The organism is Nonomuraea sp. B12E4 (genome assembly GCF_039871825.1).
Classification (GTDB): Bacteria; Actinomycetota; Actinomycetes; order Streptosporangiales; family Streptosporangiaceae; genus Nonomuraea.
In genome coordinates this window covers 450,504-470,183 of the sequence record NZ_JBDPME010000002.1, presented here as the reverse complement: position 1 = coordinate 470,183, position 19,680 = coordinate 450,504, and the positions used below count along the sequence as shown (strand labels likewise).

Here is a 19,680-nt window from a genome sequence, read left to right as displayed (position 1 = left end):
CTGATCACCGATCCGCCGCAACAGATCGCGCGCACACTCACCTCCAGAGATCTTGGAGGTGCCGCGTGAGCTACAGCAGGCGTGGTTTCTTGACAGCGGTGGGCACGACGGGCGGCGCGGGCGCGCTCTTCGCCACGATGGGCGCGCTCGGCCTCGCACCCACCGCCGAGGCGGCGGCCCGCACCGCCTTCGTCCCGCCCCAGCCGTCCGACTTCACCCTCACCGGGCGGGCCGCCAAGAAGGTGGTCGTGCTCGGCGCGGGCGTCGCGGGCCTGGCTACCGCGTACGAACTGGGCAAGGCCGGCTACGAGTGCGTCATCCTGGAGGCGCTGGACCGGGTCGGCGGCCGCAACTGGACCATCAGGGGCGGCGACCGCCTCACCGAGCTCGACGGCTCCACCCAGATCGCCCGCTTCTCCGACGGCGTCTACTTCAACGCCGGACCGGGCCGGCTCGCACAGTGGATGGTCACCGTGGACTACGCCCGCGAGCTGGGCGTGCCCCTGGAGGTGTTCACCAACGCCAACGCCAACGCCTACATCTACAACGCGGGCGCCGGGATGACCGCGCCGGTCCGCTGGCGCACGGCGAAGGCGGACGTCTTCGGGTACGTCTCCGAACTGCTCGCCACGGCCACCGACAGCGGAGCCCTGGACACCAGGCTCACCACCGCGGACAAGGAACGGCTCATCGACTTCCTGCGCGGCTTCGGCTCGATCGGCGACAAGACCCAGGGCTTCGCGTACGAGGGCGGCGAGCGCCGGGGGTACACCGTCGATCCGGGCGCGGGCGAGCAGCCGGGCGTGGAGCTGGGCCCGGTCCCCTCGATGGCGGACGTGTTCGCCAGCGGCGTCGGCCGGCGCTTCTCGTTCGAACTCGGTTACGAGCAGGCGATGCTCATGTTCCAGCCGGTCGGCGGCATGGACGCCATCCCCAGGGCGTTCGCCGCCGCGCTCGGTGAACACAGGATCCGGCTCAACTCCCGGGTCACCGGGATCACCGACCTGCCGGACGGCGTCGAGATCGAGTACCGGGACGGGAACGGCCGTACCCGGCGCCTGTCCGCGGACTTCTGCGTGGCCACGATGCCGCCGCACATCCTGGCCAGGACCCCGCACAACCTCGGCCCCGACGTGCAGGCCGCACTGGCCACACCGACCGTCAACTCGGCGGGCAAGATCGGCCTGGAGTACCGCCGCCGCTGGTGGGAGACCGAGGAGGACATCTACGGCGGCATCACCAACACCGACCTGGACCTGTCCGCCGTCTGGTATCCCTCCTACGGCTACGGCGGGAGGCGCGGCCTGGTCGTCGGCTACTACAACACCGGCGCCCAGGCCGACGCCTACGCCGCCCTGTCCCACCGCGAGCGGGAGAGGCGCGCGATCGAGCAGGGCATGAAGATCCACGGCGCGAAGTACCGCGACGAGCTGGTCTCCTCGGTGTCCGTGGCGTGGAAACTCCAGCCGCACATCGAGGGCGCCTGGGTCGGCTGGCCCTCGCGCACCGGCGCCTACCAACTGCTGAACCGGCCGGCCGGGCACGTCCACTTCGCCGGCGACTGGCTCAGCTACATGATCGCCTGGCAGGCGGGCGCGCTGGAATCCGCCCGCAAGACGGTCACCGAGCTGCACCAACGCGTGCTGACCTCCTGATCGCCCGCTCCCGGCCCCCCGGGGGACGGCACCTCTGATGGCCTACAATCCGACAGATGTCCGTAGCCCCCGCCCGGCTGGCCTGGCTGGACGCCCTGCGGGGACCGGCTGCGCTGGCCGTCACCGTGCACCACGCCGGCTGGACGTTCCTGCCTGGTCTGTGGGCCGCGGTGGACCGCCGCATCGACCTGGGCACGTGGGGCGTGTTCGTGTTCTTCCTGGTCAGCGGATACATCATCCCGGCCTCCCTGGAGCGGCGCGGCGACCTGCGCGCCTTCTGGGCCGGCCGGGCCTTCCGCCTGCTCCCGCTGCTGCTGGCGGCCTGCGGCCTGGCGCTGCTGCTCGCCCACCAGGGCGTGCTGCCCCTCGAACCCGGGCTCAGCGAGCGCCCGCTGCCCGTGGTCGTGCTCGGCAACCTGACGATGCTGCAGGAGTTGCTCAACCTGCCGCCGGTCATCAACGTGACGTGGACGCTCTCGTATGAGATGGCGTTCTACCTGCTGAGCGTCGCGCTGTTCGCGACCGGGCAGGCGCGCAGGTCGGCGGGCATCGCCGCCGGGCTGGCGGTGCTGGCCGTGCCGGTGGGCCTGCTGCTGCCGGGGGCCACCATCGGCGGCGGGGCCGATCTGGTCGCCGCGCTGCTCGACCTCGCGGTGGTCGCGGCCGTCGCGGTGACCATGCTCGGGCACGGCAGGACGCGGACGGTGGCCGCGGTCGCGGGCGGGCTGCTCGGGTTGGCGCTGGTGTTCCTGGGCAGCCGGGCCGGCACCTGGCAGGGTGTGATCATCCTGGCCACGATGTTCGCCGGGACGGCGGTCTACCGGGCCGAGCAGGGGACCATCTCGTGGCGCACGGCCGGGGCCGCGGTGGCGGCCGTGCTCGCGTGCGGGCTCCCCGCCAAGGACGACTCCGGCTGGGCACCGGCGGTCCTGCTGGCCTTCGGCGCCTTCGCGCTGGCGTACGCGCTGCGCGGGCGCGCGTTCCCGCGCCCGCTGTCCCGGCTCGGCATGATCAGCTTCTCCGTCTACCTGCTGCATCCACTCCTGCTGCACGTGGTCCCGGGGCTGACGCCGTTCCTGCTCGCCCTGATCCCGCTCAGCCTGCTGACCTACCACCTCATCGAGACCCCCGCCCAGCGCCTCGGCAAACGCCTGCTCGCCCGGCCCGGGGTGAGCAGATAGCGGGCGGCAGCAGGCGTTCCCAGGGCTCTGGCGCACCGCTGCCGGTCTCTCCCGATGCACGCGGAGCTCCTCAGGTCGTCATGCGAAAGGTGCAAATCAACCTACGCAAGCTGCACCGGGTGATACCCACATGGCCCACCGTCAAGGCTGTTAAGGTCGAGCCTCACACTGAGGTAAATATTCGCCCAAAGGAGGGTCATGCGAACGTCAAGCAAGTTCGCGATCATCACAACAGCGCTGGCCGGGGCGGTGGCCTCGGCCGCGGTGGCGGCCCCCGCCGCGAACGCGCGGGCGACGACGTCTGCGGCCTGGTACGCCTACCACGGGCTGAGCCTGTCCAAGACCCTCGCCAAGTCCAACCAGCTCACGAAGCAGGGCTATCGGCCGATTACGGTGAACGTTTCAGGCGGCCAGCGATACGCGGCCGTCTGGCTCAAGGGCGGCTCCCCCCGCAACTGGGGCTTCTTGGTGGGCATGTCGGCCAGCGGGTATCAGAAGCGGTTCGACGCAGCGCTGAAGCAGGGCGGGCAGCCCGTCTCCGTCTCCGCCACCGGGCCGGCCGGCTCGCCCGAGTTCGCCGCCGTCTTCGAGAAGAAGAGCGGCGCGTTTCTCACCAAGTCGGGGCTGACTCCGGCCAGGTTCGGCGAGATCAACAGGCAGCAGGCCGCGAAGGGCTTCGCGCTGAGCTCCGTGGACGCGTACGGCACCCCGGGCGACATCCGCTACGTCGGCGTGTGGACCCCCAACCCCGGCGGCACCTGGTACTACACCTACGGCAAGACCCAGCAGCAGCACGAGAAGGAGTTCTATGCTAAGAAGGCCAAGGGCTTCCGGCCGGTCAAGGTGGCCGTGGCGCCCGATGGCACCTACAGCGCGGTGTGGCGCAAGGACGGCGTGAAGAACTGGGCACAGTACGTGGGCATGAGCGCCTCCGGCTTCCAGAAGCGCTTCAACGACCTGAAGGCCAAGGGGCTCCGCCCCGTCCAGGTCAATGCCGAGAACGGCGTGTACGCCGCCATCTGGCAGTAGCAGCGCCGCTACCGCAGGAGCAGGCGCTGTCGAGGCTGCGGCACCTGGCCTACCCGGACTTCAGCCCTTCTGCCGTGATGGGGCCGTCGGTACGCGGCCGTAACCGCCCCGAGGCGCCCGTCACCTGGAGGCGGTCCCGGCTGGAGCGTCGCCGCGACTTTTCTCCAGGCCGGAGCGCTGGGCTCCCGTGGCCAGGCGGGCGGGCAGGGTGCGGGCTTGATCGGCGGCTTTACCGTCTCTCCTCAGGGGTGATGTTGAAGTTGTCGCGGAAGACGTTGGCGGGGTCGTAGCGGCCTTTGAGCTCGCGGAGCCGCCGCAGGGTCTCGCCGGGGAAGGCGTCGTCGAGGCGCTCGGGGCGCAGGTCGGTCTCGAAGTTGAGGTAGATGCCGGAGAAGTGCGGGCGCATGGGGTCCCAGATCGCGTCCAGCCGGGCGCGGCTGGGTCCGAAGGCGACGAGCTGGAAGTTCGCGGAGCGGCCGGCGTAGGCGGTGGCGTCCGCGGGGACGTCGGACGCCGCCCCGCCGACCGAGCGGATCTGGAAGAAGTGCGCCTCGCCACTCATGATCAGGCGGGCGGCCGCCGCGGCGAGGTCGGCCGTGAGGTGGTCGGCCAGGGCGGAGCGGGCCACCGGGTCGCCCTGCCCGTCGTGCTGGGCGGGCGGCACGTCCATGATCGCCGCGTACGGCAGGATCTGGATGGCGTGGTCGAGCAACGGCGCGGTGGCGGCGAGAGGCTGCAGCCGGTCGATCACCGTGTCGGGATCGTCGGCGTCGACCACGGCCATGACCTGGGCGATCACCGGTTGCCCCGGACGGGGACGGCCGATGATCAGCTGGCTGGTGAGGTCCCGGGGCGCGGCCTCGATCGCCGCTCCCCAACGCCGGAGGAATCCGGCCGTGTCGCTGGCGTCCATGATGAACCGCGCGAAGCCGACCTCGCCCACCTCGTCCACCTCGAACTCGAAGGAGGTGACGATGCCGAAGTTCCCTCCGGCGCCACGTACGGCCCAGAACAGGTCGGCGTGCTCCGTCTCGTCGGCCCGCACGAGCGAGCCGTCGGCGAGGACCAGCTCGACCGCGCGCAGGTGGTCGAGGGTCAGGCCGTGCTCGCGGACCAGCCAGCCGATGCCGCCCGCGGTGGCCAGCCCGCCGACGCCCACGCCGCCGTAGTCACCGGAGCTGAGCGCCCACCCGTGCGGCGCCAGCGCGGCGGCGACGTCGCTCCAGCGGGCGCCCGGCCCGACGCGGACGCGGCGGGTCTCCTTGTCGAGCACCTCGATGGCGTTCAGCCGGGAGACGTCGATGACGATGCCGCCGTGGTTGGTGGAGCGACCGCTGATGCCGTGCCCGCCGCTGCGGACGGCCAGCGGCACCCGCTGGCCGCGGGCGTAGGCCAGGGCGTCGGCGACCTCGGCGGGCGTGCCGGGCCGCAGCACCAGGCCGGGCGACCCGCCGCGCATGTAGGTCGAGCGTACGCGGGCGTAACCGGCGTCGCCGGGCTCGATCGCGGTCAGGTGAGCGGGTACGGCCTGGTAGTCGATGCCCGGGTGCCGGTGGGCCCGGACGAAGGCGCGCGGCCGCTCCGCCGCGTCGAGCAGGTGCGGCGCCAGGCCGATCCTGCCGGTACGGGCGGCGACCCAGCTCATCAGCGTCCAGGTGTCGGCTTCCCGCCCGGAGACGGTCACCAGGTCCAGCCCCAGCTCCTCGGCCAGCCGGGCCCGCTCGACCGCCTCCTCCGGCGACCGCGCCACCACGTGGACGCCGAACCGCAGCGGGTGCGCGTAGTCCATCGTCACCTGCTCCTTCGCTCGGCGGCGACGAGCTCACGCGTCGCCGGGGCGACCTCCTGGCCGAAGAGCTCCACGGCCGCCGGGTCGTCGTCCATGAGGATGTAGCCGCTGACGCCGTACTCCAGCGTGATCGCGGCGAGCTGCTCGGCCCACTGCTCCGGCGGGCCGGACAGCAACCGGTCGCTGGGCGGGCCGAAGCTGCCGTTGATGTTGGCCAGCCGCCGCACCGCGGCGGGCGGCCTGCCCGCCTCGGCGGCGGCCGCGTCGATGATCGCGTTGCCCTCGGCGAACTGGTCCAGGCCCTTGAAGTACGGCAGCGAGGGCAGCCAGCCGTCGGCCTTGGCGCCGATCAGGCGGAGCATGCGGGGCTTGTACGCGCCCAGCCAGATGCCGATGTCGTGCGCCGGGGCGGGGCCCCGCTTGGCCCCGTTGACCTGGTAGTACGTGCCGTCGAGGCGGAGGCGCTGCTTGTTGCCGGCGTCCCACACCCCGCGGATGATGTCGATGGCCTCGCTCAGCGCGTCGACGCCCTGCCCGGGGCTCAGGCGGCGCCCGCCCATCGCCTCGATGGCGTCCCAGAATCCGCCGGCGCCCAGTCCCAGCTCGAACCGGCCGCCGCTGAGCAGGTCCAGGCTGGCCGCCGCGCGGGCGAGCACGGCGGGCGGGCGCAGCGGGAGGTTGATCACGTTGCCGGACAGGCGGATCCGCTCGGTCCGAGCGGCCACGTAGCTCAGCAGCGTCCAGGTGTCCAGGAAGGCCGGCTGGTAGGGATGGTCCTGGAAGGTCACCAGGTCCAGACCCGCGTCCTCGGACACCTGTGCCAGGTCGAGAACGCGCTCGGGAGCGGCGTTGGCGGGGGTGATGAACGACCCGAACAGCAGATCGTGGCCATAGTCAGGCATGTGATCCCCTCAAATGTGCGGTCCCACAAACTGTATGGAGATGAGATGTGTTGTCAAACCACGTATATTCGGGGCGTATTCCCGCACCGCTGCCACGGGCCGCGCGCACGCACGGGACGGCCTTCGACGCCGGGCATGACGGTCCCCGGACGGGGATGGTTCGTCCCGGAATGGTTCGTCCCGGGGTCGTTCGTCCCGGACGGGATGGTTCTCAGGTGGGGTGGTCAGCGGGTGGTGGGGTCGCCCAGGAGGTGTTCGGCGGCGATGCACGGGTCGGTCGACGGCTCGATGCTGCGCGCGCGGCAGGCCACCGTTCGCAGCAGGTCACGGAAGACCGCACGCTGCGCGGGATCCAGCGCGCCCAGAAGGGCGTCCTCAGCCTCGCCCACCTGCCGCTCCAGCGCGGCGAGCGCCCGCCGGCCCGCCGGCGTGACGACGATCTTGCGGGCCCGCCGGTCGACGGTGCTCTGCCGGCGCTCCACCAGCTCCGCCTCGACGAGGTCGTCGATCAGGTAGGTCATCACCGTCCGGTCGATGCCCAGGAAGGCGGCCAGGGCGCTCTGCGTGGGCTGGTCGCCGTGGACGGCCGTGGACAGGACCTGGTAGCCGCGCATGCCGTGCGGCACGGATTCGAGCAGGGGCGTGACCGCGTTGTGATAGGTGCTCAGGAGCACCCCGAGCTGCCAGCCGAAGTCGCCCTCGGTGCGCACCGGCTGCTCGTCACGTCGTCCTGCGGCCGCCTGACTGGTCATACGGCCACGATACCCCCGCCGCACATATCATCTGTGCGACAACACATCGCCCTCAGCCGGACGGTTTCTTGCCCAGAGCGCGCTTCACGGTGCTGGCCAGGACGTCGCGCATGCCCCGCTGGGCCCGGCGGGCGGCGTGCAACTGGCGGCGCAGCGTACCGACCTCGCGGCGCAGCTCCACGGCGCTCTTGCGCCAGCGCGCCGCCTCATCGCGCCACTTGGTCACCTGGCCGCGCAGCCGCTCGGCCTCCCTGGCCAGCCGGTACGCCTCGGCCGAGGCCTCGGTCCTGGCCTTGTAAGCGCTGCGCCGGCTCATCAGCTCCACCGGCTCGGCGGTGAAGCCGTAGGTCTCGGCGTCGACCCACCGCACCCCCGAGACGTCGTCCACCGCGTCGTCGAGGTCCTCGCCGGGCCGGGCGACGAGCCGGGCGCGGGCGAAGGACGACACACGTTCGAGCCGGGCCGCCACCACCCCCTCGGACGACTCGTCGAGCAGCACCCCGATGAGGCCGAGACCCTCGTTCTTGGCCAGGTTCAGCAGCCGGGCCACGGAGTCCTCGCCGGGTACCCAGCCCGCCGGCAGCCGCAGCACGAACGGCACCGACGGGTGCACCTCCTCCGTGGTCGCCAGGCGTACCCGGGGCTCGTACTCGTAGTGGCCCTGGGTCAGCACCAGGTCGAGGTTCGGGTCCTTCAGCGGGGCGCGGCGGTCGCGGTCGAGGGTGTCCCACGGGCCGACCAGGACCACGGACAGGTCCACCACCGTCGCGGCGAGCAGCGCGTCCACGCTGGCGCGCACCGCCTCGTACCCCGCCCTGCCGTCGATGACGGCGGTCACGTTGGGCACCTTCCACTGCCGCGTCGGGTGGGTGCGCAGCCACTGGTAGGCGGGGATGCGGTCGGCGACGAAGGCGTGGCTGACCCGGTCGATGCGCTTCTGCTCCCGCATGCGCATGGTCGGGCCGAGATGGTAGGCGCGGGCGCGCTCCTCGGGCACGAACACCGCCCCGGCCTGGTAAAGGCGGAAGCCCATCTCGGTGTCCTGACCGAGGATCAGGTCGTCGTCCATCGGCCCCGCGGCCTCGACGAGGCGGGCGCTGACGGAGGTGCAGCCACCGACGTGCAGGCTGAACGGGCGCGGCGAGTCGACGGTGAGCCCGTCGGTCCGTTCGACCAGCCCGACCAGCCAGGCGTGCGGCTCGGCGGGCTCGAACGCCGCCTCCATGTCCTCGGGCAGCACGGCCGGCGGCGGCGCCTCGGTGAAGCGCATGTAGCCGGTGACGGAGAGGTACGGGGCGGCATGGTGCCAGCGCATGTGCGCCTCGACCGCGCCCGGGGTCAGCACCACGTCGGAGTCGAGCCAGTGGATGACGTCGCCGGTGGCCTCGGCGAGCCCGGCGTTGCGGGCACTGGCCCGGCCCGGCCGCTCGCACACCACCAGCCGCGCCGTCGTGCCCTCGGGCAGCCGGAGCGGAGGCGAGCTGCCGTTGTCCACGACGATGATCTCGGTCAGCTCGGGCGGGTACGTCTGCCGCGCCAGCCCTTGCAGCACCAGGTCCAGCTTGTCCTGGGCCCCGTAGGCGGGAATGATCACGCTGACCCGCAGCTCCGGGGTGAACTGCTCCAGCGGCTGCAGCACGCGGTAGTCGTTGCCCCGCACCCGCCGCACCTCACCCCCATCGCAGGGCACTGTTTCTGACATGGAGGCTCGCGCTCCTCGAACACGTGGGTTGACGGCGGCGACCCACAGTACGCCATTTTCCTGGGAATTCGCCCTCCCTTACCATCACGGAACGGGCATTTCTCCAGCTCACTCTTCTCAGCATTCACGCAGGAACCGTTTCGACCGGCTCCCGCAGCCCCGGCGCCAGGCCCAGCGTGACCGCGACCGACGCCACCGCCATCACGGCCATCGCCATCGCGGGCGAGGTGTACTGGGCCACGGCACCGGCCAGCGCCGCCCCCACCCCCTGCATGGTCATCATGCCGGACGAGTGCAGTCCCAGGGCGTGTCCGCGCACGTCGGCCGGGGTGAGGGCGACCAGCCTCTCCTGGAGCGGGAGACCCGCGGCGTACCCGATCGAGGAGAGGACGACGGCCGCCGCCGCGACCGGCAGCCCGGGATCCAGGGCGAACACCAGGTACGGCATCGCGAGCAGCAGGCGCAGCGGCGAGAGGGCGTTCACCAGCAGGCCGCCGGCGGCGAACCCGGCGATCTGCGTGATGCCGGTCGACATGTTGAGCACGGAGCGGCCGAGCACGTACCCCTGCTCCGGGAGGATCTCGTTGAGCAGCCCCAAACGCACCCCGCCGCCCAGCGAGGCGAGCAGCCCCAGGCCGAGCAGGACGGCGACGACCGCCCACCCGGGCAGCCCGGGGATCACCAGCACCACCGTGCCGATCGCGAAGGCCAGCCCCAGGACGGTCAGCGCGGCGCGGGGCGGCAGCCGGTCGGCCGCCGACAGCAGCGCCGTCGCGCCGACCATCTGCGCGACGGACGGCCCGAACATGCTCAGCGCCGACAGGAACGGCGAGTTCGTCACGGAATAGACGAGCGTGCCCAGGGCCAGCCCGCTCACCGTCGAGGCCGTCGTCTGGACGGCGGCGACGGCGAACAGCGGCGTGAACTCCGGCGTGCGGAAAAGATCCCCGTAAGTGCGCATGCGAGGGAGTCTCACCCGCCCCGGCGGCGGGCTGTTAAAGTTTCGCGCGGGGGCGAAACCATGGGCTACTGGCAGGTCAACGCGGACACGCTCGCCCGCGGCCGCTTCACGATCTCCGCGCTCGCCGAGGCCACCGCCGGCCTGCTGCTGCTCGGCAGGGGCAGCGCCGCCCATCCCGGCGAGCAGACCTGGCTCGACGCCCACCTGCCCGCCTTCCGCGCGCGGCTGGCCGGCGACCCGATCACCACCCGGCTCGTCCGGGCCGCGCTGCCGGGGCACTGGATCGCCGACTTCCTCGTCCCGGCGCCGTCGGCCGAGACGACGTTCGAGGAGGAGCTGCGGCACGTGCGCGCGACGCCGCCGGAGACCGTCCACGCCGACCTGGAGGTCTCCCTCGGCGGGCCGCTCCCCGCCGAGCTGGACCGCCCCGACCTGGCCGGACGCGCCGCCGACCTGCTCGACTGGGTGTGGCGGGAGACCGTGCTGCCCACCTGGCCGCGGCGCCGCCGGATCCTGGAGGCCGACATCGTCGCCAGGACGGAGAAGCTGGGCCAGGGCGGCCGGGCGGCCGTGCTCGTTCTGCTGGACAGCCCGATGAGCACGACCCAGTTGGTGGCGCTGACCGGTCAAGGGCTGGGGTCGGTGGGCCGGCACCTCAAGGTGCTGCTCGACGCCGGTCTCGTACGCCGCCGGCGGGCCGGCCGCTCCGTGCTCTACTGGCGCACGGAGACCGGCGAGGCCCTGGTGGCGGGGCAGCGAGACCCGTGATCAGCGCCCTGCGGCGGGCGTCAGACGTGACCCGGGATCAGCGCCTGCCGGGCGTCAGGCGTGACCGCCGCCCTTGACGTGGTGGGGCTTGGGCAGCCGGTAGCCGCGCGCGTCCATGACCTGGCGCAGCACGTCAGGGTAGTTGGTGATGATGCCGTCCACGCCCGCGTCGATCATCGCGTTCATCGTCGGCGCGTCGTCAGCGGTCCACGGAATGACCTTGATGCCCAGGCTGTGCGCCTCGTCCACGAGCTGCTTGGTCACGTACGGGCGGTAGCCGGGGTCGTTCACCCCGGCGGCCTCGGGGGTTCCCGGCGTCGGGGAGAACGCGCTGGCACCGAAGGACTTGATCGCCTTCAGCGGGTCGCCGCCGAAGTCGTCGAGGTCGAGGCCGCCGAGCCACACCTCGGTGCCCGGGACGCCGTCGTACTGCGGGTTGGTCAGCGCCACCAGCGGCAGCCGGGGCTCGACCTCGTGCATCCGCATGAGGGCGCCCCAGTCGAAGCTCTGGATGGTGACCTGCCGCAGCATCCCCGCCTTGCGGATCTCCTTGGCCGCGACCTGCACGAACTGCTCGCGCGGCGCGGTCTCCTGCGGCGCGCCCGCCTCGACCTTGGTCTCGATGTTCATCATCACGTCGTTCGCGTGGGAACGCTTGACCAGGTCGAAGACCTCGGTCAGCAGCGGCATGCGGGCGCCCGGGGCGGCCTGCTGGCGCGGGAACTCCGGGAGCGTCTGGGAGCCGCAGTCCATGGTCCTGATCTGCTTGACGCTCAGCGTGTTGATGAACTTGCCCACGTAGGGGTACTCGGGGTCGCCGGCGACGGCGGGGGCCGTGTCCTTGCACTTGTGGCCGTCGATCTGCCGGTCGTGGGTGACGACCGCCTGGCCGTCCTCGGTGATCTGGATGTCCAGCTCCAGGGTGTTCACGCCGAGTTCGAGCGCCCTGGTGAAGGCCGGGATCGTGGACTCCACCGTCAGCCCGATACCGCCGCGATGGGCCTGCAGGTCAAGGGTCCGCTTGCCACCACCGTGACCGTGGTCCTGGTTGCGGCCGTGGTCCTGGTTGCGGCCGGCTTCCGCCGTGGCCGTTCCCTGTGCCGCGGCGATCACGCCACCCAGCGTCGCGATCACCGCGACCTTGTGCCATGTACGCATCTGTCCGTCCGCCCCTGTTTCGGTTGTGCCGTTTCTCCGAACGTGGACCGCCCGGAACAACCGAAAAGAGTGGAGAAACAGGACGACTAAGACATATCCGACAGTTGATCGCCCGGGGAAGACTGCATGAGCAACATCCATACGACGGCGCGCGTGCCGCAAGTACGGGCCGCTCAGCCGCCCGCCATCAGGTCGGCGAAGGCGCGGGCGGCGGCGTGTTCCAGCACGCCCGCCCGCTGCCGCTGCTGGCCCCGCCGGCCTGACCCTGGCCAACCTGCTCCGGCAGGCCGGCGTCGCCTGCGTGGTGCTGGAACGGCAGAGCCGCTCCTACGTGGTGGCCGCCGTGCCGGTGGCGGTGGCACCGGTGAGCTGGAAGCGGTCCAGGATCATGTCATGACCTCCGACGGCGGCACACTGGGGCGACCACCCCGGCCAGGGGGCCAACCGGACCAGGGTCGAACCAGCCCTGTCAGGCGGCCAGTTGCACGCCGTAATCCCGGAACCAGGCGTCGAGTTGCAGCATCCGCTCCAGCGCGGCCCGGGAGGCCAGGGCGCTGGTGGCGCCCACCGGTTGATCGACCACCGCGCGGGCCCGCGCCGGGTCGATCAGACCGGCGCAGGGTGCCTCGCCGCTGTCCAGCAGCTTGCGCGCCTCGGCTTGCAGGGCCTGCTCGTACAGCGGGTCCTGGGTGGAGGGGTACGGGCTCTTGAGCCGGTGCAGGACGGAGTCGGGCAGCAGGTCCGCGGCGGCCCCGCGCAGCAGGCTCTTCTCCCGCCCGTCGAAGGTCTTGAGCGCCCAGGGGGCGTTGAAGACGTACTCCACCAGCCGGTGGTCGCAGAACGGCACCCGGACCTCCAGCCCGACGGCCATGCTCATCCGGTCCTTGCGGTCGAGCAGGATCTGCACGAACCGGGTCAGGTGGAAGTAGCTGATCGCCCGCATGCGCCGCTGGTGCCCCGTCTCGCCGGCCAGTGTGGGCACCTCGGCCAGCGCCTGGCGGTAGCTCTGGCCCCGGTAGCCGGACATGTCCAGCATGCGCTGGGCGTCGTCCGTGAACAGCAGCTCCGCCCCGGTGTGGTCGGCGAAGTTCTCGCCGACGAGCCACGGGAACGTGTCGGCCGAGACCGCCTCAGGGTCGTGGAACCACCGGTAGCCGCCGAAGACCTCGTCGGCCGACTCCCCGGACAGCGCCACCGTGGAGTGCTCCCTGATCGCCTTGAACAGCAGGTAAAGCGAGCTGTCCATGTCACCGATGCCGATCGGCAGGTCGCGGGCGTGTAGCACGGCGGCGCGCACGGCCGGGTCCATCAGCTCCTTGGAGTCGAGCACGATGTCGCTGTGGTCAGCGCCGACGTGGGTGGCCAGGTCGTGGACGTACGGCGTGTCGGGCGTCGAACGCGTGAAGTCGGGCTTGAAGTGCTCGGTGTAGCCGACGAAGTCCACGGAGAACGAGCGGACCGTGCCGAGATGCTGCTCGCGCAGGTCTTTGGCCGCCAGTGCGGTGATCATGCTGGAGTCGAGGCCGCCGGAGAGCAGCGAGCACAGCGGCACGTCGCTGATGAGCTGGCGGGCGACGATGTCGTCCAGCAGGCCGCGCACCGTCTTGACGGTGGTATCGGCGTCGTCCTCGTGCTCGTGGGACCGCAACTGCCAGTAGCGGCGCTTGCGGATGCCGTCACGGCCGACCTGGACGAGCTGACCGGGACGGACCTCGTACATGCCCTTGAAGATCCCGTGCTCGGGAGTCTTGACGAAGGCCAGCAGCTCGCGCAGCCCGTCGGCGTCGACCACCCGGCGGGCGAGCGGGTTGGCCAGGATCGCCTTGGGCTCCGAGCCGAACAGTACGCCGTGCGGGGTCGGGTAGTAGTAGAGCGGCTTGATGCCCATGCGGTCGCGGACCAGCAGCAGCTCCTCGCGGCCTGCGTCCCAGATCGCGAAGGCGTACATGCCGTTGAGGTGTTCCGCCAGGTCGGCGCCCCACTCGACGTAGGCGCGCAGGACGACCTCCGTGTCGCTGTGGGTCCGGAAGCGGTGCCCGCGGCCGGTCAGCTCCGCGCGTAGTTCCTGGAAGTTGTAGACCTCGCCGCTGTAGGTCAGCACGGCCGGTCCGCCGCCGTCGTCATCGGCGATCATCGGCTGCCGGCCGCCCGCCAGGTCGATGATGGCGAGCCTGCGATGGCCGATGGCGGCGTGCGGCGCCGCCCAGAGCCCTTCGTCGTCGGGCCCTCGGCAGGCCATCGTGTCCGTCATGGCCTGCGCCGTCGCCCTCTCCTCGCGCAGGTCCCGATCGAAGTCCACCCATCCGCAGATTCCACACATGTTGTTCCCCCCGTCATGTGAGGCTGCCCGGTTTATCACCTAACAACACGAAACATCCCACAATGTGACGAAAGTCCCTTTCTGGAACGCATCTGCGTGGCCTCGCACAACGGGGTGCCGATCAGCACGCTCGACGGCCTCTGGGACAAGCCGACCGATACCGGCCGCTCGGCCTGCGGGAGAAGCGCGAGATCGAGCGGCCGGGCCTGGGCAACGGAACGCCTACAGCACGAAACAGGACACCTTCCAACAGAACATCACGAACATGGACGACTTTGGGCAAGATTGCCTCAAGGAGGGCGGGATGACGGGCTGGAGGACGGGCTGCACGTCACCGACGCGAGCTACTCCAGCCCCGGCATCCGGCTCACCTCGGCGGCCAGCTCCACCGGCCGCAGCAGCGCCTTGCTCGGCACGCACGCGTAGTACTGGCACTCACCGCCTGTCAGGCGCTCCTCGACCAATGCCACCGACAGCCCGCCGCGCGCGGCCCGCCTTGCGGCGGTCAGCCCGACCGGCCCCCCGCCCATCACGATCACGTCGAAGACGTCGCTCTCGTCTTCGTCCCCCATGGTCATCCCCACCTCCACCGTCACAGCTCACACTGCGGTCCGGCGAATGTCGACGACCCTCGTACGGGCGGGCGCGTCGCCGCGCGCACCCGGCGGCTCAGCCGGCCGCGCCCGCGCCGACGACTCCGGTGCCTGTCGCCGTGCTGCCGACGAGCTCCAGCCCGGCCGGGATCGTGCCGTCGCCGAAGAGCCGCTTGCCAGAGCCGAGCAGCACCGGGCAGACCACCAGGTGGAACTCGTCCACCAGGTCGCGCTCGACGAGCGTCTGGACGAGGGCGCCGCTGCCGCGCACCTGGATCTCGCCGCCCTCCCCCCGCTTGAGCTCGGCGACCGCCTCGGGGACGGCGCCGGTGAGCAGCGTCGAGTTCTGCCACGTCACCTTGTCGAGCGTGCGCGAGGCGACGTACTTCGGCATGCTGTTCAGCTTCGCGCCGATCGCGTCGCCGGGCTTGGCGTTCGGCCAGGAGCCGGCGAAGATCTCGTACGTCCGGCGCCCGAGCAGCAGCGCCTCGCCCCGCTCGATCAGGGTCTCCATCACCTTCATGAGCCGCTCGTCGAAGTGCGGCGCGCTCCAGCCGCCGTGCTCGAACCCGCCGTCGCGGTCCTCGTCGGGGCCGCCCGGGGCCCGCATGACGCCGTCCAGCGACAGGAAGGTGGTCACCATGAGCTTCCGCATCCCGATTCCTCCGTTCTCCGGGGCGCCGGAGGTCGGCGCCCTCACGAGTACGGCCAATGGGGCCGGCCGGAATCGACACAGCGGTCGCGACTTTCCACGACTTTTCGGCGGCTGATTTCCGGGCGACTGTTTCCGGGCGACTGTTTTCGGGCTGGCCCAGGCCGGCTGGTTCAGGGCGGCTGGTTCAGGTGGCCGTCCCTCACGCGGACAGTGCTGTGACGGCGGTGGCCAGGTAGAGGCAGCCGCCGATGGTCACGGCGACGCCCGCCAGCGCGGGTGTCCAGGCCACCGCCGCACGCACCAGCCGGAGCCCCGGGGTACGGCGGCTCAGCAGCGCGGCCCCGCGCACGGTCACGACCCCGACGGCGGTCAGGGTGACGGCCATCCCGAGACCGAACGCCAGCACCAGCACGACGGCGTCCACCGCCCGCCCGGTGAGCAGGCCGCTGACGAGCACGATGAACGCCGAGGGCGACGGGACCAACCCACCGGAGAGCGCGAGCGCGGTGAGCCCGCGCCGCGACCACGGATCAGCCGGTTGATCACGGGAATGCCCGTGCCCGTGCCCGTGCCCGTGACTGTCGCCGTGCCCGTGGGGTTTGTGGAGGCGGAGGTGGCGGTAGGTCAGGTGGGCTCCGACGGCGATCACGACCGCGCCCGCGATCACCTGCAGCCACGCCGTGACCGCCTGGGTGCCCACGGCGGCGCTGGTCAGGCCCACCCAGGCCAGCGCGAGCGCGAGCACCGACACCGTGTGCATGAGCGCGACCACCACCCCCAGGCGAACCGCGTCGCGGTAACGGCCGTGGATGCCGATCAGATAGGCCGCCGTCACGCTCTTGCCGTGGCCCGGCGCGACCGCGTGCAGCGCGCCCACCCCCAGTGCCACGACCAGCGCGAGCCAGAACACGCCCGCCCCGTCGAACAGCGCGACCAGGTAGTTCTCGGGTCCGGTGAAGCCGTTCATCCGCGCGCGCCCGCGTGCCGCCGCCGGCGTACCAGGAGTGCGGCCAGCGCACCGAGCGCGGCCACCAGCGCGATGGCGGGCACCGCGAGCGACACCCCGCCCGCCGCCGTGGCGTCGAAGCGCACGCGCCGGGTGTCGGCCGTCGCGGTGAGGACCGTCTGCGCGGGCGTGGCGGGCGTCTCGGCGGTGAGCACGGTGCGGTAGGCCTCGTGCAGGTCCGTCAGCGCGGCGATCCTGACATCGACCTCCATAACGGGGTGCGCGCACTCGAAGCTGAACCGGGCGCCCTCGGCGACCAGCCGTTCCAGCGGCTCCAGCTCGGGCGCGCAGGGCCGCCCGGCCTGGGCCACCCCGATCCGGTCCAGCAGGTAGTCGCGTACGGCGGCGGATCGGGCCAGCTTCTGCTCGCCGGTCAGGGTGGTGTCGACGCCGGCGGCCGGGCTCTCGAACGCGCCGACCGAGCGGCCGAGCGACACCCAGTCGTCCTCGGCGGGCAGCCAGGCGAGGGTCACGCGAGAGCCCTCGGCGCCGATCCTGGCCGTGGACGGCGGCCCGAACGGATGCGCCGCAGCGGCCGACACCGGTGCGACGGCCAGCGCGACGGCGACGAGGGGCACGCACGCGCGTGCGATGACGGGGAGGATCACGAGGTGGCTCCTGTACGAGAGCCCGGGGAAGACCGTGCGGGTGGACACGGCCTCCCCCGGGCAGATCACATGGTCGCGCCGTCAGGGCGCGTCGGCACCGCGCAGATCGCCGACCCGGGCTCGCCGGGCTGCTTGCGCAGGCGTTCGGCGCGGTGAGCGGGTTACCTGGTGACGGTGATGGCGGGGCTGGTGATCTTCTGGTGCCGGCTGTCCAGGTAGACCACGTACGTGTCGCCCCTCTTCGAGGAGGACGGCACGCGCACGCTCTCCTCGATCCGGCCCAGCTCGTCGGCCTTCTCGTAGCCGATCAGCGTGCCGTTCCTGCCGCCTTGGCCACCGTGGCGGGCGTCGTCGTCCTGCTCGCGCCACCAGACGGCCACCTTCTCGCCCGGGTCGTACCCGAAGGCCGAGACCTTGACCTGCTCCATCCGCCGCACCGAGGTCTTGTCCACGGTGACCTGCTCGCCCACCGTGTTCTCGGCGGTGCGGATCTCGTTGACGGTGCGCTCGCCCTTGTCGTTCTTGCGGATGAGGAACCCGTCGTGGTGCTCGCCGTTGGCGTAGCGGGCCTCGAACGTGATGGTGTCCTCGGCCACGTCGATGAGCTGGTAGAGCTGCGTGTTCTGGGCGGTGCTGCGCACCTCGGCGCCGTTGCCGGTCCAGTTCTCGCCGTTGTTGAGCGCGTACATCTTGCCGCCGGAGACCGACACGACGTACGCGACGCCGTTGTGCACGGTCGTCGACTTGCGGGCCGCCACCTGGTTGCCGCGCCCGTAGGAGTGGTCGTGGCCCTGGAGGACGAGGTCCACGCCGTACTTCTCCAAGAGCGGGGCCCACTGGGCGCGCACGTTCGGGTTGTTGCGGGTGCCGGTGGTGGAGTAGACGGGGTGGTGGAAGGTCACCACGGTCCACTTGTTCGGGTTGTCCTTGAGCAGGCCCTCCAGCCAGGCGGTCTGGGCCGTCATCAGCGAGGCGTTGCTCTGCACGTTGCTGTCCAGGCCGATGAAGCGCACGCCCTGGTAGTCAACGGTGTAGGCGGTCTGCTTGAGCTCGGCGTTGCCGGGCCCGTTGTCCGGGTACGGGAACTGCGGCCGCCAGAAGGTGGACAGGCCGCCGCTGTACTCGTGGTTGCCCGGGACGGAGATGTTGTTGACCTGGCCGTCGATGAAGCCGCCGGCCTGGAACCACTGCCCCCACTGCTCCTCGCTGTTGGCGGAGTCGATGAGGTCTCCGGCGTTGACGATGGCCTTGGCCTGCGGGCGGTCACCGAACGCCTGGCGGAAGACGCGCGGCACCGCGGAGTCGATGTAGTTCTGCGCGTCACCGTAGTAGATGAAGGAGAACGGCTCGAAGCCGGCCGCGGCGGTGGTGAAGTCGGTCCACGGGCTCCAGTTGGTGCCGTCGCCGACGCGGTAGGTGTAGCGGGTGTCCGGCTGCAGCCCGGTGAACTCGGCCGTGTGGTACGTCGAGGCGTACCCGAGCGTGGTGTTCACCGGCGTGCTGGCGATGGCCTTGACGTTGGTCACCGCACCCGCGGTCGGCTGGACCTGGCCGAGCGCGCGCGGCGCGACCAGGATCTCCGCCTGGGCGGTGTCCGCGGTGGCCTCCGCCCGCCAGGACACGCGCTGGCTGATGGCCGGGGAGGCGGTGGGAATGAGGATCATCCGGTCCGGGACGGGGGACGGCTTGTGCTGCTCGGCGGCGGGGTACTTGGGCGGCGCCGCCGCACCGACGGCGGCGGGGCCGATGGCTAAGCCGCCGATGAGGAGCGCGCCGGCACCGATGGCCGCGAGCTTCGCCTGCCGGGACCTGAGCGGCCACGGCTTTCTGGGCTCATTCACTTCTACTCCATTGAGGAAGCTGCCTCGTCCGCCCGCGAGCGCGGCCGGACGCAGCGAATTCAGCCAGGCACCGCTGACGATCACCTGACCGGTGCGCGTCCTGCAAGTGAATTCGTGATCGTCAATTCGCCGGTCACCCGCTGTTGGTCCGGTGTTTCCCGGGCCCCGGCTACGCTCTGCGCGGATCGTGCGGCGCGGGGGGTGAGCGGATCATGCGCGGACGCGACCGTGAGCGGATGACGGCGACCCGCCGGCCGGCCATCCGCCGCTGGGGGCTGCTGCCCGCCATCGCCGCGCTCGGCACCCTGTTCGTGGTGCCGCCCGCGCGGCCGGAGGAGAAGACCGAGGGCTTCATCACCGCCGAGACGGCCGGGATCCTGCTGATCGAGGGCGGCGAGTGCTTCAGCGACCCGACGTACTCGCCGGGGGCGGGCGAGCGGATCGTGGTCTACACGCCCTGCGCGGAGGGCGCCGACAACCAGTCGTACGGTTTCACGCACGTGCCCGACGGCCCCTACGACCGGGTGGCGCTGGCGGCGTTCGCCTGGAGGAGCTGCGGCGAGCGGTACGCCGAGTTGTGGCGCGGCGGCCGGCACGACCTGGACTACTACCCGATCATGCCGACCGCGGAGACGTGGGCGGACGGCGACCGCGACGTGATGTGCGCGGTCTACCGCCCCACCGGCCGGCTCAGCGCGTCTGTGCTGCCGGCCCCTTGAGCCCTTGCCGGGGCCGGTTCGGCCGGCTCGCCGATCGGCTT

16 protein-coding genes and 1 pseudogene are annotated in these 19,680 nt (G+C 71.5%); 5 read left to right on the top strand and 12 right to left on the bottom strand.

The window, feature by feature from the left end:
- Positions 1–65 precede the first annotated feature (65 nt).
- The 3 genes from ABGB18_RS07960 (at position 66) to ABGB18_RS07950 (ending at position 3,865) form a co-directional block, all read left to right on the top strand.
- Positions 66–1,655: an FAD-dependent oxidoreductase gene (locus ABGB18_RS07960; RefSeq protein ID WP_347694716.1), complete on the top strand. Its 1,590-nt coding sequence runs from the start codon at positions 66–68 to the stop codon at positions 1,653–1,655.
- A gap of 56 nt (positions 1,656–1,711) precedes the next feature.
- Positions 1,712–2,836: an acyltransferase family protein gene (locus ABGB18_RS07955; RefSeq protein ID WP_347694715.1), complete on the top strand. Its 1,125-nt coding sequence runs from the start codon at positions 1,712–1,714 to the stop codon at positions 2,834–2,836.
- Positions 2,837–3,034: 198 nt separating this feature from the next.
- The gene (locus tag ABGB18_RS07950; protein WP_347694714.1) at positions 3,035–3,865 is read left to right on the top strand and encodes a hypothetical protein; all 831 of its coding nucleotides are present in this window, start codon (positions 3,035–3,037) and stop codon (positions 3,863–3,865) included.
- A gap of 229 nt (positions 3,866–4,094) precedes the next feature.
- On the opposite strand, the gene ABGB18_RS07945 is transcribed toward ABGB18_RS07950, so the two are convergent.
- From ABGB18_RS07945 to ABGB18_RS07925, 5 genes and pseudogenes are all read right to left on the bottom strand, one after another.
- The gene (locus tag ABGB18_RS07945) at positions 4,095–5,654 is read right to left on the bottom strand and encodes an LLM class flavin-dependent oxidoreductase (protein ID WP_347694713.1); all 1,560 of its coding nucleotides are present in this window, start codon (positions 5,652–5,654) and stop codon (positions 4,095–4,097) included.
- A gap of 14 nt (positions 5,655–5,668) precedes the next feature.
- A pseudogene (locus tag ABGB18_RS07940) lies at positions 5,669–6,556 on the bottom strand (LLM class flavin-dependent oxidoreductase); the annotation flags it as partial.
- Between the two features lie 224 nt (positions 6,557–6,780).
- A complete protein-coding gene (locus ABGB18_RS07935; protein WP_347694712.1) occupies positions 6,781–7,308 on the bottom strand; it encodes a MarR family winged helix-turn-helix transcriptional regulator in 528 nt (175 codons plus the stop codon).
- Positions 7,309–7,360: 52 nt separating this feature from the next.
- The gene (locus ABGB18_RS07930; protein ID WP_347694711.1) at positions 7,361–9,010 is read right to left on the bottom strand and encodes a glycosyltransferase; all 1,650 of its coding nucleotides are present in this window, start codon (positions 9,008–9,010) and stop codon (positions 7,361–7,363) included.
- 124 nt (positions 9,011–9,134) lie between these two features.
- Positions 9,135–9,971 (bottom strand): hypothetical protein, encoded by an 837-nt coding sequence (locus ABGB18_RS07925; RefSeq protein WP_347694710.1) that lies wholly within the window; start codon positions 9,969–9,971, stop codon positions 9,135–9,137.
- 60 nt (positions 9,972–10,031) lie between these two features.
- Between ABGB18_RS07925 and ABGB18_RS07920 the strand changes: the two genes are divergently transcribed.
- Positions 10,032–10,739, top strand: a complete 708-nt coding sequence (locus tag ABGB18_RS07920) for a helix-turn-helix domain-containing protein (RefSeq protein WP_347694709.1) — start codon at positions 10,032–10,034, stop codon at positions 10,737–10,739.
- Between the two features lie 54 nt (positions 10,740–10,793).
- Here ABGB18_RS07920 and ABGB18_RS07915 read toward each other — a convergent pair whose 3' ends face one another.
- The 7 genes from ABGB18_RS07915 to ABGB18_RS07885 all read right to left on the bottom strand — a co-directional run bounded on the left by ABGB18_RS07915 (position 10,794) and on the right by ABGB18_RS07885 (position 18,920).
- On the bottom strand, positions 10,794–11,897 hold the full coding sequence (locus tag ABGB18_RS07915; RefSeq protein ID WP_347694708.1) for a glycerophosphodiester phosphodiesterase family protein: 1,104 nt from the start codon (positions 11,895–11,897) through the stop codon (positions 10,794–10,796).
- 469 nt (positions 11,898–12,366) lie between these two features.
- A complete protein-coding gene (gene asnB / locus ABGB18_RS07910) occupies positions 12,367–14,217 on the bottom strand; it encodes an asparagine synthase (glutamine-hydrolyzing) (protein ID WP_347694707.1) in 1,851 nt (616 codons plus the stop codon).
- A gap of 344 nt (positions 14,218–14,561) precedes the next feature.
- Positions 14,562–14,795: an FAD-dependent oxidoreductase gene (locus ABGB18_RS07905; RefSeq protein WP_347694706.1), complete on the bottom strand. Its 234-nt coding sequence runs from the start codon at positions 14,793–14,795 to the stop codon at positions 14,562–14,564.
- 91 nt (positions 14,796–14,886) lie between these two features.
- On the bottom strand, positions 14,887–15,465 hold the full coding sequence (locus ABGB18_RS07900; protein ID WP_347694705.1) for a dihydrofolate reductase family protein: 579 nt from the start codon (positions 15,463–15,465) through the stop codon (positions 14,887–14,889).
- A 199-nt stretch (positions 15,466–15,664) separates the two neighbouring features.
- On the bottom strand, positions 15,665–16,432 hold the full coding sequence (locus tag ABGB18_RS07895; RefSeq protein ID WP_347694704.1) for a sulfite exporter TauE/SafE family protein: 768 nt from the start codon (positions 16,430–16,432) through the stop codon (positions 15,665–15,667).
- Positions 16,429–17,079, bottom strand: coding sequence for a hypothetical protein (locus tag ABGB18_RS07890; RefSeq protein ID WP_347694703.1), 651 nt, complete (start codon positions 17,077–17,079; stop codon positions 16,429–16,431). Before ABGB18_RS07890 ends, ABGB18_RS07895 begins: the two co-directional genes overlap by 4 nt.
- Positions 17,080–17,240: 161 nt before the next feature.
- Entirely contained in the window at positions 17,241–18,920 is a 1,680-nt protein-coding gene (locus tag ABGB18_RS07885; RefSeq protein WP_347694702.1) for a metallophosphoesterase family protein, read from the bottom strand.
- A gap of 212 nt (positions 18,921–19,132) precedes the next feature.
- Here ABGB18_RS07885 and ABGB18_RS07880 point away from each other — a divergent pair, with 212 nt between their 5' ends.
- The gene (locus tag ABGB18_RS07880) at positions 19,133–19,639 is read left to right on the top strand and encodes a hypothetical protein (protein ID WP_347694701.1); all 507 of its coding nucleotides are present in this window, start codon (positions 19,133–19,135) and stop codon (positions 19,637–19,639) included.
- Positions 19,640–19,680: the final 41 nt, after the last annotated feature.